Origin of the sequence: Citrobacter sp. C348, assembly GCF_047467975.1 — a bacterium.
GTDB classification, from domain to species: Bacteria; Pseudomonadota; Gammaproteobacteria; order Enterobacterales; family Enterobacteriaceae; genus Citrobacter; species Citrobacter gillenii.
Genome location: NZ_JASJUJ010000011.1, coordinates 41855 through 55018, shown reverse-complemented (window position 1 = coordinate 55018; position 13164 = coordinate 41855). Strand labels below are relative to the sequence as shown.

At 53.0% G+C, this 13164-nt stretch carries 13 protein-coding genes; 5 read left to right on the top strand and 8 right to left on the bottom strand.

Annotation, left to right across the window (positions count from 1 at the left end; all coding sequences use genetic code 11):
• Positions 1-12 precede the first annotated feature (12 nt).
• The 4 genes from qseB (at position 13) to QNN86_RS19010 (ending at position 3053) form a co-directional block, all read left to right on the top strand.
• The gene (gene qseB / locus QNN86_RS19025) at positions 13-672 is read left to right on the top strand and encodes a quorum sensing response regulator transcription factor QseB (RefSeq protein ID WP_096755656.1); all 660 of its coding nucleotides are present in this window, start codon (positions 13-15) and stop codon (positions 670-672) included.
• The gene (gene qseC / locus QNN86_RS19020; RefSeq protein WP_414212179.1) at positions 669-2018 is read left to right on the top strand and encodes a quorum sensing histidine kinase QseC; all 1350 of its coding nucleotides are present in this window, start codon (positions 669-671) and stop codon (positions 2016-2018) included. Before qseB ends, qseC begins: the two co-directional genes overlap by 4 nt.
• A gap of 108 nt (positions 2019-2126) precedes the next feature.
• Entirely contained in the window at positions 2127-2708 is a 582-nt protein-coding gene (locus QNN86_RS19015; RefSeq protein ID WP_117342677.1) for an NAD(P)H-dependent oxidoreductase, read from the top strand.
• Between the two features lie 30 nt (positions 2709-2738).
• Positions 2739-3053, top strand: a complete 315-nt coding sequence (locus QNN86_RS19010; RefSeq protein ID WP_182270959.1) for a putative quinol monooxygenase — start codon at positions 2739-2741, stop codon at positions 3051-3053.
• Positions 3054-3147: 94 nt separating this feature from the next.
• Here QNN86_RS19010 and QNN86_RS19005 read toward each other — a convergent pair whose 3' ends face one another.
• From QNN86_RS19005 to QNN86_RS18995, 3 genes are read right to left on the bottom strand one after another with little or no spacing between them, the layout of a single operon-like run.
• The gene (locus QNN86_RS19005; RefSeq protein WP_414212176.1) at positions 3148-4338 is read right to left on the bottom strand and encodes a glycoside hydrolase family 88 protein; all 1191 of its coding nucleotides are present in this window, start codon (positions 4336-4338) and stop codon (positions 3148-3150) included.
• 23 nt (positions 4339-4361) lie between these two features.
• Positions 4362-5630, bottom strand: a complete 1269-nt coding sequence (locus QNN86_RS19000; protein ID WP_414212174.1) for an oligosaccharide MFS transporter — start codon at positions 5628-5630, stop codon at positions 4362-4364.
• A 10-nt stretch (positions 5631-5640) separates the two neighbouring features.
• Entirely contained in the window at positions 5641-7461 is a 1821-nt protein-coding gene (locus QNN86_RS18995) for a DUF2264 domain-containing protein (protein WP_414212172.1), read from the bottom strand.
• 165 nt (positions 7462-7626) lie between these two features.
• On the opposite strand from QNN86_RS18995, the gene QNN86_RS18990 reads away from it, so the two are divergent.
• Positions 7627-8478 carry a helix-turn-helix transcriptional regulator gene (locus QNN86_RS18990; RefSeq protein WP_181498621.1) on the top strand — a complete coding sequence of 284 codons (852 nt, stop codon included), beginning with the start codon at positions 7627-7629 and terminating at the stop codon, positions 8476-8478.
• 98 nt (positions 8479-8576) lie between these two features.
• Here QNN86_RS18990 and parE read toward each other — a convergent pair whose 3' ends face one another.
• Genes parE through nudF form a run of 5 tightly spaced genes read right to left on the bottom strand, consistent with a single transcriptional unit; the run spans position 8577 to position 12982 of the window.
• Positions 8577-10469 carry a DNA topoisomerase IV subunit B gene (gene parE, locus QNN86_RS18985; protein ID WP_096755648.1) on the bottom strand — a complete coding sequence of 631 codons (1893 nt, stop codon included), beginning with the start codon at positions 10467-10469 and terminating at the stop codon, positions 8577-8579.
• A 28-nt stretch (positions 10470-10497) separates the two neighbouring features.
• Complete coding sequence (gene yqiA / locus QNN86_RS18980; protein WP_115257472.1) at positions 10498-11079, bottom strand: esterase YqiA; 582 nt, start codon at positions 11077-11079, stop codon at positions 10498-10500.
• Positions 11079-11906 carry a 3',5'-cyclic-AMP phosphodiesterase gene (cpdA, locus tag QNN86_RS18975; protein WP_096755646.1) on the bottom strand — a complete coding sequence of 276 codons (828 nt, stop codon included), beginning with the start codon at positions 11904-11906 and terminating at the stop codon, positions 11079-11081. The genes yqiA and cpdA overlap by 1 nt, the downstream gene beginning before the upstream one ends.
• 24 nt (positions 11907-11930) lie before the next feature.
• Entirely contained in the window at positions 11931-12353 is a 423-nt protein-coding gene (locus QNN86_RS18970; protein WP_096755645.1) for a DUF1249 family protein, read from the bottom strand.
• Complete coding sequence (nudF, locus tag QNN86_RS18965) at positions 12350-12982, bottom strand: ADP-ribose diphosphatase (protein ID WP_096755644.1); 633 nt, start codon at positions 12980-12982, stop codon at positions 12350-12352. The genes QNN86_RS18970 and nudF overlap by 4 nt, the downstream gene beginning before the upstream one ends.
• Between the last annotated feature and the right edge of the window lie 182 nt (positions 12983-13164).

Below are 13164 nucleotides of genomic sequence, written 5' to 3'. Positions count from 1 at the left end.
AGGGAAGAACATATGCGTATTTTACTGGTAGAAGATGACGCGTTGATTGGCGACGGTCTGAAAACGGGTCTGAGTAAAATGGGGTTCACCATCGACTGGTTTACCGAAGGTCGTCAGGGTAAAGAGGCGCTTTACAGTGCGCCTTATGACGCGGTGATCCTCGACCTGACGCTGCCGGGTATTGACGGCCGCGATATCCTGCGCGAATGGCGCACCAAAGGAAAACAGGAGCCGGTGCTGATTTTAACGGCCCGCGACGCGCTGGCAGAACGCGTGGAAGGTCTGCGCCTCGGTGCGGATGACTACCTGTGTAAACCCTTTGCGCTGATTGAAGTGGCCGCCCGACTGGAAGCGCTGGTACGTCGCGCCAGCGGTCAGGCTACCAGCGAATTACGCCACGGTCAGGTGACGCTTAATCCCGGCGCACTGGTCGCCACGTTCGCAGGCGAGCCGTTGTCGCTCAAGCCGAAGGAGTTCGCACTGTTGGAACTGCTGATGCGTAATAAAGGGCGCGTCCTGCCCCGTAAACACATTGAAGAAAAACTGTATAACTGGGACGAAAACGTCTCCAGCAATGCGGTTGAAGTGCACGTCCATCACTTACGCCGCAAGCTCGGCAGTGATTTTATCCGCACCGTGCATGGCATTGGTTACACCCTGGGTGATGCATGAAACTCACACAACGCCTCAGCCTGCGCGTCAGGCTTACGCTTATCTTCACCATTTTGGTTTTGGTGACCTGGCTGGTTTCCAGTTTTGTCGCCTGGAAGCAAACCACCGACAACGTCGACGAGATGTTTGACACGCAGCTGATGCTGTTTGCCAAACGGCTGGTCACGCTGGATCTTGACGAGCTAAAAGCCTCTGAGCGCTTTGCCCAAACGCCAAAGAAATTCAAACACGGCCATATTGACGACGATGTGCTGACCTTTGCGGTCTACACCCCGGACGGAAAAATGGTTCTGCACGACGGCGACAATGGTCAGTACATTCCCTATAGCTATCGTCGGGAAGGGTTTGACGACGGCTATCTGAACGGTGACAACGATAAATGGCGCTTTATCTGGCTGACCTCAGCGGATAAAAAATACCGGGTCGTAGTTGGTCAGGAGTGGGAATACCGCGAAGATATGGCGCTGGCGATCGTAACAGCCCAACTGGTGCCGTGGCTGGTCGCCCTGCCGTTGATGCTGCTGATCCTGATTGTACTGTTAAGTCTTGAACTCAAGCCGCTGAAAAAGTTGGCGCAGGCTTTACGTTTGCGCGATCCGGAATCTGAAGAACCGCTGAACCTGAAAGGCATTCCCGGCGAGGTTCGCCCACTGGTTGAGTCGCTCAATCAGCTGTTTACCCGTATTCACACCACCATGGTCCGCGAGCGACGCTTTACCTCCGATGCCGCGCACGAACTGCGTAGCCCGCTGACGGCGCTCAAGGTTCAAACCGAAGTGGCGCAACTGTCTGACGATGACCCGCAGTCACGACAAAAAGCGCTAATGCAGATGCAGACGGGAATTGACCGCGCCACACGCCTGGTCGATCAGTTGCTGACGCTTTCGCGCCTCGATTCGCTCAACAATCTTCAGGATGTCGCCGATATCTCGCTTGAAGAGTTACTGCAATCCGCCGTCATGGATATCTACCACCCGGCACAGCAAGCCCACATCGACGTACGCTTGCAGATTAACGCTCACGATGTTAAACGCACCGGCCAACCGCTGTTGCTTAGCCTGATGGTCCGCAATCTGCTGGATAATGCAATCCGCTACAGCCCGCAGGGTAGCGTCGTGGACGTGACGCTCAACAACCACTGTTTCAGCGTTAAAGATAACGGTCCGGGCGTTGCGCCAGAGGTATTACTGCACATTGGTGAGCGTTTCTATCGTCCACCGGGACAAAACGCGACCGGCAGTGGCCTGGGCCTGTCGATCGTCAGGCGTATTGCGACGTTGCACGGTATGTCCGTGTCATTCGCCAACGCCGCGGAAGGTGGATTTGAGGCCAAAATCAGCTGGTAACGTTGAATTATTGCGCTACCAGCAAAAGACTTTGCACATTTTGCTAATTTCACCGCACCGATCATCGGCGTAAAATCGCCCTCAAACGTAATTCTTTGAGGACACAACATGAGCAACATTCTGATTATCAACGGTGCGAAAAAATTCGGCCATTCCAATGGTCAGTTGAATGACACCCTGACCGAGGTCGCGGACGGTATCCTGCGCGACCTCGGACATGATGTTAGAGTCGTGCGCGCAGACAGCGATTACGACGTACAAACAGAAGTGCAGAACTTTGTCTGGGCTGACGCCGTCATCTGGCAAATGCCGGGCTGGTGGATGGGCGCACCGTGGACAGTGAAAAAATACATCGATGATGTGTTCACTGCTGGGCACGGTACGCTGTACGCCAGCGATGGTCGCACACGTTCTGATGCCACTAAAAAATACGGTTCTGGCGGCCTGATTCAGGGCAAAAAATACATGTTGTCCCTGACCTGGAATGCACCGATGGAAGCCTTTACTGACAAAGATCAGTTCTTCCACGGCGTCGGCGTTGATGGCGTTTATCTGCCGTTCCATAAAGCAAACCAGTTTTTAGGTATGGAAGCGCTGCCGACTTTTATCACCAATGATGTGATTAAAATGCCGGATGTCCCGCGTTATATCGCAGAATATCGCAAGCATCTGACCGAGATTTTTGGTTAACTAGTTACCTGGAATTAGAAGGAGTTAACCATGCTTACCGTTATTGCAGAAATCCGTACACGTCCAGGTCAACACCACCGCCAGGCGGTGCTGGATCAGTTTGCTAAAATCGTTCCAACCGTCCTGAAGGAAGAAGGCTGTCATGGCTACGCGCCGATGGTCGATCACGCCGCGGGTGTGAGTTTTCAGACCACAGCGCCGGATTCAATCGTGATGATTGAACAGTGGGAAAGCATTGCGCATCTTGAAGCGCATTTGCAGACCCCGCATATGAAAGCCTACAGCGAAGCCGTAAAAGGTGATGTGCTGGAGATGAGCATTCGTATTCTGGAGTCAGGTATTTAAGATTGTTGATGTACCGGATGACGTCGCCCGCGACGTATCCGGTCTACACACGATCTGTAAGCCCGGTAAGCACAGTACAACCGGGCCAATAAACTTACCAGTACAGCTTCCAGCACTGCGTGAAACGGGTTAATGCCTCAACGTAGAAGTAATCCCCCCAGCTAGCACACTCATCAACGCCTTTATTGCTCGCAAGATGGTAAACCGAGTGTTTCAGTAGCCCGTTGCCCTTCTCATCTTTGCCCATCAGATAATGCTGCGTCAGCGATGACATGATCCCCATCGCCCATTGTTGATAACGCTCACGATCCGGATCGGTCACCGGCAGGTGTTTAATCAACTCCAGCAGGCCACATACCGCAATGGCCGCCGAAGAAGAATCACGCAGCGCATCGGTGCCCACCAGTGCCAGATCCCAGTGACAAACGGCATCATCCGGCAGGCGATTGAGAAAGTAGTTGGCCAGTTGTTTCGACAACCGCACCATCTCTTTGTCACCGGTGTAGATATAGCTCAGCAGAAAACCGTAAATCCCCCACGCCTGCCCGCGCGACCAGCATGAATCATCCGCGTAACCCTGCTGGGTGTTACCGTAGCGCGGCGCGCCGGTTTGTACGTCCATGTAGTAGGTATGGAACGTCGAGGCATCTTCTCGGATCAGATATTTCGCCGCCTGCGCCACATGCGCTTTTGCCGCATTAGCAAAGCGCGGGTCGCCGGTTTGTTCACTGGCCCAGTACAGCAACGGCAGGTTCATATTACAGTCGATGATCATCCGACCGGCCTGCTCAGGATCGCGAAGATCGCCCCAGGCCTGAATGATCTGCGCCTTCTCGTGAAACCGTTCGAGCAGCGCTTCTGCCGCCATCAGCGAAAAACCGCGCGCATCGCGATTGCCCGTCAACCGCCAGGCCGCCACACAGGAGAGCGTGTACAGGAAGCCCAGGTCGTGGGTGTTGGTGTCATGACGCCCGGCAATACGCAATCCAAATGAGCGCACGTGCTTTTCGGCCATGTCACGGAATTTCGCCTCGCCGCTCATTTCCCACGCCAGCCACAGTTGCCCAGTCCAGAAGCTGGTGGTCCATTCCACATTATCCGTCAGCGGGTAATAACCGTTGACGCAGGTTTCGGCAGGAAAGTTTTCACCGAATTCCGTTAAATGACGGCTAATCAGCTCGAGGACATGTTCCCTGGCGCCATTCATTTGTTCCTGAAAGGCTGCGGTATTAACCGGGCTACCAGGAAAAGCGCGCAACGTTTCCTCAACGATATGCTTTAACATATTTCGGTTCCTTATTACGTAGATTATCTTGTCGCGTTATTTTCGGCGATATCGAGCGCGGTATTATTACGACGTTTACTTTGGCAGGTGGATAACGTAAATGCCGAAATCAGCGTAAAGGTCAGCGCAATAATGCCCATAATGATATAGGTTTTTTCAAAGCCAATTCGGTCATACATTAATCCGGCAGGTGACGAAACTACCACGTTGCCAACATACAGCATCGCCTGATAACCCAGTAAATACATGGTTGCATTGACACGTTTATCAAAATGTTCGGCAATGTATTTAAAGACAGAGACCAGCAATAAACAGATTTCCAGGCCGTACAACGGTTTCAGTACCGAAATTAACAGGTGCGAGTCGCACAGCCCGGAGATAACCAGCCGCGCGCCGACCAGCGCCCCGACAATCAGCAATCCTCGCTTCGCGCCGATGTAGTTAACAAACAGCGGGATCACCATATACATGACAAATTCCATACCTGACTGCACGGTGCCCAGATATCCGAATACCGCATTGCCTTTATGTACATCAGCAAAGAAGGTGACAAAATAACGCGAGAATTGCTGTTCAGCGATAAACATCATCCACGCCACACCTGCAACATACAGGCAAAATGCCCAGAATTTACGGTTACGCAGCAACGCGTAAACGTCTGCGGGAGAGATTTTTTCTTTGGTCAGTACCTCTGAGGCATTGGCTGAATTTACGTTGACCTTCAGGCTCAGCAGGACAATCAGCATCACCACCGACGCCACGCTGCCCAACATAAAGTTATACGCCGGAGAGAGGTTAAACAGCAGGCCCGAAAACGACGACGCGACTGCCCAACCAAGCGATCCCCACATGCGAATTTGCCCAAACTCTATGCCGTTTAAACGACTGTAGCGGTCAGAATAGGATTCGCAGGCAGCCACACCAGCGTACCACGCAAAGCTTAAGTAAATTGCGCCGACAATAATTCCCAACAGGGTATTGGAGATTAATAACGGCTGATATACGTAAATAAAAAATGGTGCCATTAATGCCGACATAATCACGACAAAATAGAGCAGGTATTTACTCATGCCGATTCTGTCGAGGATATAGCCATAAATCGGTTTCAGTATCACCGAGAAAATACCGTTCACAGCAAATACGGTACCGATAACCGTCCCGCTTAACTGCGCTTTCTGCCCCAGCCAAATGGCCAGCAGACCTATACTGGCCGACCAGGTAAAGAAATAAAGAAAAATAAAGCTGCTGATTTTATAGTATTCGGTTCTGTTACTCGCTGAACTCTTTTTCATACCATCCTCGCTATAAAAAGAACGACAACTGGCGTGCACCGTCAGATTCGCGAATAACGACCTGGTTATGGTTAATTTGCAGCAGCGGGACCGTGAGCGCGGGTTTTTGCTTGCCGCTGGCGTTCACCGCGCAGCACAGCCAGCTCTCACCCGGCAGGACCTCGGTGGTCAACGTCGGAATAGCCGCGCACTCGGCAAACATAATGCTGCTGTTGGGCGGCGTGACCACACTGTCCGGCTGGCGGGTTATTGCAGGCGACAAATCCACAATCGCACTGGTCCCGTTACGCGCTGCCAGCAGACATCCTCGTGCGCTGAGCTGCGGCTCTGTCTTCATTACGGCAAAGCCCCCTTCCACCGTTTGCAGCGTTCTCGCACTGTGAATGCGGTGCAGGCGCAAGTGCCATTCGCCAAACGGTACCAGCCAGGTCTCAATACCAACGTCATGCCACGGTGACCAGCGGGACCAGAGATAATTTTCGTCGACGCGAACGTCATCGCACTGACGACGTCCACGGAAGTAATTATCGCCATCTGCCAGCAGCAGCATAGAATCGCACGCCGCATGTTTGATGCCGTAACGCCCGCGCTCAATGGTGAAGCCAAAACGGCTGGAGTAGGCAAATTTGGTGTACTTGGCCTCGGTATTCACATAGTTGTTCAGCTCAAGCTGGCCTGACGCCAGCATCGTGACATGCGCAGAATTCTCGCTGTGCTGCAGGATCTGCCCGGCATGGGCAATCACCCGTTTTTCGTCAAGCACCGGGAGCGGCAACTCTTCAGCCTGCCAGAACGCGTGATCGTCCGGTAACGCGAGGATCAAAAAGACTTTCAGTGCCCAGTACGGCGATCCCGGCGAGTTGTAGTCTTCGCACATCGCCAGGTTTGGATAGGCAAAGCCCAACGTCAGGATGCCGTCTCGATCAAAAATCGGCTGCTGTTGCCACCAGCGCAGATGGCGCAGGATCACCCCTTTGATAACCCCGGGTGAGAACACATCCAGTTCAGCAAAGGCCACCGCACTCCAGAAGGCGACCATGGCAAAGCGGTAGGTCAGGCTGCGACCAAACGGCACCGATGCCCCGTCGGCGGCAGACATAAAGATAAAATCTGCGGCAAACAGCCGGGAACGTTCACGCAGGGTAGCGGCGCGATAGGTGTCTTGCGGGCTGAGGGTGGCATACAGCAGGCCATAAAAATGAAAGGCCATGGAGATGTAATAATCTTTAGGTCGCCCGGGGCCGTCGGAATACCAGCCATCGCCGAGGTAGTAGGCGTCCATCATCTCAAATCGCCGATCGATAGCCTGTTGGTCAAACGGTAATCCTGCACGTTTAAAGCCAAGCTGCACGATAATGGCGAAATAGTTCCAGTTGCTGTCCGGCATCTGAGCATCGGTAATTTGATTCAGCCAGCGGTGCAGATTGTCCTGCTCCGTTGCGCTGAACATCCCGGTTAAACGCGTCTGCAATAACGCCAGGCCCAGACCATACGCCGCCATTTCGACCAGACGCTGATCGTAAGGACCGGTGTCCCCCCAATAGTGCGAGCTGTGGGGATCGGTGCCGAGTTTTATCGCCTGAATATATTTGTCGGCAAACGGCACATCCGCCCCGCCGGCCATCAGCGGAAATAGTCCCCACAGCGCTCGGGAAAGCCCTTCCATGCAGGCAATATCCACGCTGTAATGCGCGCAGGTATCACCGAGAGAAAACTGAGCCTGTCCCGCTGGGAATTGCTTGTCGAGTGCCCGTAAAAGGGTATTAACGGCACGCGTAACGTCTTCGCGGGATGACAATGGATTTGATTTTTCTTCAGTTGCCGACCACATACTCTGCCCCTCTGAATTAAGTGGCTAAAGAATAGTGAATGGCAGACAAGCAGAAATGTTACTTCAATCACACCACAAACATTAAAATAAAACAGTGATTGAAGAAATTTAAAAATAGGGTTTATAAACAGGAATTCGCCGGCGAAAGTTTAAATTTATTGCACTATGAACTTATCTTCCCCTCAAGAGTACCTGGAGCTGATTGCCCTCAACGACGCGGTGGTGTCGTTCAGTCGTTTATTTGCCAATACGGTTCGTTATCACCATTGGCATCAGTGTCTGGAAGTGTTGTACGTGGAAGAAGGGTTTGGCGTGGTGACGGTTGATCATAAGCAATACACCATGCGTCCAGGGCGGATGTTCTTTTTCCCGCCGTTTACGCTGCATAAAATTTTTGTCGACGAGCAGGCGCGGGAACGTTATCGGCGGACCATTATTCATCTCGATCAGCATGCGGTGTTGAAGGTGTTACGCGACTTTCCACTTCATCAACAGCGTCTACAACACCTGAGTGTACGCGGGAGCGAGGCGTGGGTCATCGACGCCGCAGACGTCCATACGCACATTGATTTTCTGTTCAGCCGCTATGCAAAACTGTCCGCGCAGAAACCGCTTAACACTGAGCACGTTGCCTGCCTGTTATTGAATTTATTCAGCCTGCTACCCGAAGATAACGTCAATATGCATGATAGTGATACGGGGATGGCCAGCCAGGTGATGTTCTGGCTTGATGAGCACTACATGCATAAATTTAGTCTGGTGACGCTGGCACAAGCGTTAGGAAAATCAAAAAGTTATGTTTCCCGGCGTTTTCAGGTAGAAACAGGCGAGAGCATCCTCGGATATCTCAACACGCTGAGGCTGAGAAAAGCCTGCGAGGCGCTGTTACACAGCGAGTCAAGCGTCAGGGAGATTGCGCAAAAAGTGGGTTTTTCAGATGTAACGTACTTCATTAGCGCCTTTGGTAAAGGCATTGGTGAGACGCCGTTGCAGTACAGGAAGCGGCATAAGCCGTAACGCCTGATGGCGACGCTGATGCGTCGCCATCAGGCCTACGGGCACAATGCGAATGTAGGCCGGATAAGCGAAGCGCTATCCGGCATTCAACATCATGCTTACCCTTCGAGATCCGCCAGGTCGCCTTTCTCCTGCAGCCAGTTACGGCGATCTTCAGAGCGCTTCTTCGCCAGCAACATATCCATCATGGCATTGGTACGCTGATCGTCTTCATCATCAATGATGAGCTGCACCAGGCGACGGGTGTTCGGATCCAGCGTGGTTTCGCGCAGCTGCATCGGGTTCATTTCACCCAGACCTTTAAAGCGCTGGACGTTCGGCTTGCCTTTCTTACGCTTCAGCTGCTCCAGTACGCCCGCTTTCTCTTCTTCCGTGAGCGCGTAATACACTTCTTTCCCGAGGTCGATACGGTACAACGGCGGCAGCGCCACGTAGACGTGTCCGTGTTTGACCAACGTGCGGAAGTGCTTCACAAACAATGCGCACAGCAGCGTAGCAATGTGCAGACCATCGGAGTCCGCATCCGCGAGGATACACACCTTGCCGTAGCGCAGCTGGCTCAGATCGTCGCTGTCCGGATCGATACCGATCGCCACCGAGATATCGTGAACTTCCTGGGAGGCCAGCACTTCATCAGAAGAGACTTCCCAGGTGTTCAGGATCTTACCCTTCAGCGGCATGATCGCCTGATACTCACGATCGCGCGCCTGCTTGGCCGATCCGCCCGCCGAGTCACCTTCCACCAGGAACAGCTCGGTGCGGTTAAGATCCTGTGCGGTGCAGTCCGCCAGCTTACCCGGCAGTGCCGGACCGCTGGTGAGTTTTTTACGCACCACTTTTTTCGCTGCACGCAGACGACGCTGAGCACTGGAAATCGCCATTTCCGCCAGCAGCTCTGCTGACTGCACGTTCTGGTTCAGCCACAGGCTAAAGGCATCTTTTACCACCCCAGAAACGAACGCCGCGCACTGGCGCGAAGAGAGACGCTCTTTGGTCTGACCGGCAAACTGTGGATCCTGCATCTTCACGGACAGCACGTAGGCGCAGCGATCCCAGATATCCTCCGCCGACAGCTTCACGCCGCGCGGCAGGATATTGCGGTATTCACAGAATTCACGCATCGCATCCAAAAGACCCTGACGCAGGCCATTGACGTGCGTCCCGCCCTGCATGGTTGGGATCAGGTTAACGTAGCTTTCGGTCAGCAGTTCACCGCCTTCCGGCAGCCACAGCAGCGCCCAGTCCACCGCTTCCGTATCACCGGAGAACGTCCCGACAAAGGGTTTTTCCGGCAGCAACGGCAGGCCGTTCACCGCTTCGCTCAGGTAGTCGGTCAGGCCATCGGCGTAACGCCAGGTCTGTTCGGTATCGTTGACCTTATCTTTGAAGATTATCTCTACGCCCGGGCAGAGTACCGCTTTGGCTTTCAGCAGATGACTCAGGCGAGAAGCGGAGAAACGTGGGCTGTCAAAAAAGCTTTCATCCGGCCAGAAATGCACGCTGGTACCGGTGTTGCGCTTTCCACAGGTGCCAGAAACGTGCAGGTCTTCGACCTTTTCACCGTGTTCAAAGGCGATACTGTGAATCTGACCATCACGACGAACGGCCACTTCAACACGTTTTGACAAGGCGTTAACCACCGAAATCCCCACACCGTGCAGGCCACCGGAGAACTGGTAGTTTTTGTTAGAAAACTTACCCCCTGCGTGCAAACGGCAAAGGATCAATTCAATGGCCGGGACGCCCTCTTCCGGGTGGATATCGACGGGCATGCCACGTCCGTCATCAATGACTTCCAGTGATTGATCGGCATGAAGGATAACCTCGACACGTTTCGCGTGCCCGGCCAGCGCTTCATCCACACTGTTATCAATAACTTCCTGCCCCATATGGTTAGGACGAGTCGTATCTGTGTACATCCCCGGGCGGCGGCGAACCGGCTCAAGCCCAGTGAGTACCTCAATGGCATCAGCGTTATAAGTTTGCGTCATGGTTTAAATTAGCAATTCGAATTGATCGTCAAAAACTGTGCAGCCCAAGGAAATCGACAATCTGGTTGAAATAATCTTCGAAGCCTGTGAATGCGTGGTTTCCGCCCTCAATAACAGTTTGACGGCAGGAGGCGTAATACGCCACCGCCTGGCGGTAGTCCAACACTTCATCGCCCGTTTGTTGTAGCAGCCAGAGCAAATCCGGCGCCTCCAGCGGGTCAATCTGCATGACTTTAAGATCGTAAATATGGCGAGACTCTAGCACATATTGCTGGCCCGTGTAGGGGTTCTCGTTTTGGCCAAGGTAGTCGACCAGCAGTTCGTAAGGCCGCACCGCAGGGTTCACCACCACCGCAGGCAACATAAAACATTGCGACAGCCAGGTGGCGTAATAGCCCCCTAAAGAGGAGCCAACAATCCCCAGCGACTCTCCGCCATGCTCAAGGACTATTGATTCCAGCATCTCTGCCGCCTGGGCAGGATACGGAGGCAGCTGCGGTACGATCATCTCAACGTGCGGGTGGTGCTCTGCCAGCCAGCTTTTCAGCAGACACGCCTTAGCCGAGCGAGGAGAGCTATTAAATCCGTGTAGATAGAGAAGCGTAGACATCAGTAGCCTTCTGAAGCGGTATCAGGGTGGAACCGAATTCCCGGCAGACGGCACACCTGAGTGTGCAGCGAACCATCAGCAAAAAGTTCCAGCGTACGCCAGCCGGGACTAATGGTATCTAACGTAAAGTTGGCACAATGCGGCTTGAACTGCACGCATGTCGACGGCGTAGCCAGCAGGCGGCGACCGTTCCAGTCGAGATCCAACTCCTGATGAATATGCCCACACAGCAGATACTTCACGCGCGGATAGTTCACCAGCACGTTGTCCAGCTCAGCAGCATTGCGCAGGCTGTGCTGATCGAGCCAGCTACAGCCCGAAGGCAGTGGGTGGTGATGCAAAAGCAGCAAGGTATTCCGTTCAGGCGCATCGGCAAGTTTTCGCTCCAGCCATTCAAGCTGGAACTCACTTAATTCTCCGTGGGGAACGCCAAAAACCTGGCTATCGAGCAGCAAAATTTGCCACTGTTCACCAATGAAGACGCGTTTCGCAGGCGAAATTCCGGCGTCCTGCAGGGCGCTGTACATGGCTGGCTGAAAATCATGATTGCCAGGTAACCAGACGCAAGGCGCACGAAAGCTTGCGATACCCTCAGCAAAATGCTGATACGCCGCAGCGGATTGATCCTGCGCTAAATCGCCTGTCGCCACGATCAGATCGAAGTCGGTCGACTCAGCATGTATAGCGTCCAATACGCACTGATAGCTGTCCCAGGTGTTCACTCCCAGCAGCGTTTCATGCTTTTCGGCAAACAGGTGAGTGTCTGTAATTTGCAAGATCCTGACTCTGGCCTCACCAGCCAAAGGAAGGGTTAACAGGCTTTCCAAATGGTGTCCTTAGGTTTCACGACGCTAATAAACCGGAATCGCCATCGCTCCATGTGCTAAACAGTACCGTAACCAGTCGGCCAGGAACTGATTAATTTGATGCTTTTCGTCGCGTTGATGCAACTTTTTATTTGGGTAATCATACCGCGCTTTGAAGCGAAAGATCTGCTGACTTGAACACACTTCAGCCACCCTCGCATCATGATACAGGCGGACAGTAAGCGATGGCAGGCTCCAGTAAGTGACAGCAGGCGCCGTCTGTTCGATCGCAACCAGCGTAGTGTATCGGGTCGATTCAACAATCGTTAACCGATATTGTGCGTTTGCCACCTGATAGCTCACTGTTTCGCCGACCACATCATTTCGCGGCAACAGACGGCGCAGTTGCGAAAAGTTGGTTTCGCACAGGCGCATCATTTCAGGGAAATCAGGTGTATAACGCTTCATTTTTTCCACTCAGTTTTTAACTCTTGATAGTGCAGCTGCAACCATTGCAAGGCGATGACAGAAGCCGCGTTGTCGATTTTTCCCTCTTCCACCCACTGATAAGCCTGTTCCCGGCTTACCACATGAACGCGAATATCTTCGTTTTCATCCGCCAGACCGTGGATCCCGCTTGCGGTCGTGGCGTCCACTTCGCCGACCAAAATGGACAAGCGCTCGCTCGTGCCGCCGGGGCTTGCCAGATAGCTCAGCACAGGTTTGGTTCGTTTTACGTCCAGTCCGGCTTCTTCCATCGCTTCGCGGCGGGCAACGTCCTCAACGGTTTCACCTTCTTCGATCATCCCGGCGACCATTTCCAGCAGCCACGGGCTTTCGCTGGTATCAAATGCCGCAATACGAATCTGTTCAACCAGCACAACTTCGTCCCGCTCAGGGTCAAAGGGTAGCAAGACCGCCGCGTGTCCGCGCTCAAAAATTTCGCGCGTGACTTCCTCACTCATTCCACCGTTAAACAGGCGATGGCGGAACCGATAAAGATCCAGTGAAAAAAAACCGCGGTATAGCGTTTCTCGTGCAATAATTTCTACATCATTTTTCGTGAAAGTCATTGGCAAGCTGTCTGGTTTACGCATTGTGCTGTCCTGATACCAATAGTGATTAAAATGTGAATTTCAAGGTCGTTTGACTGCTGTTTGGGCGCCCTTGTGTTAAATTGATGCAAATTAACGCCGTATGGCACGTAACGCCAACTTTTTGAAGTGGTGGATTCTGCTAGAATCAACAATTATTTTTACCATTTGATCAGCGCTAAATA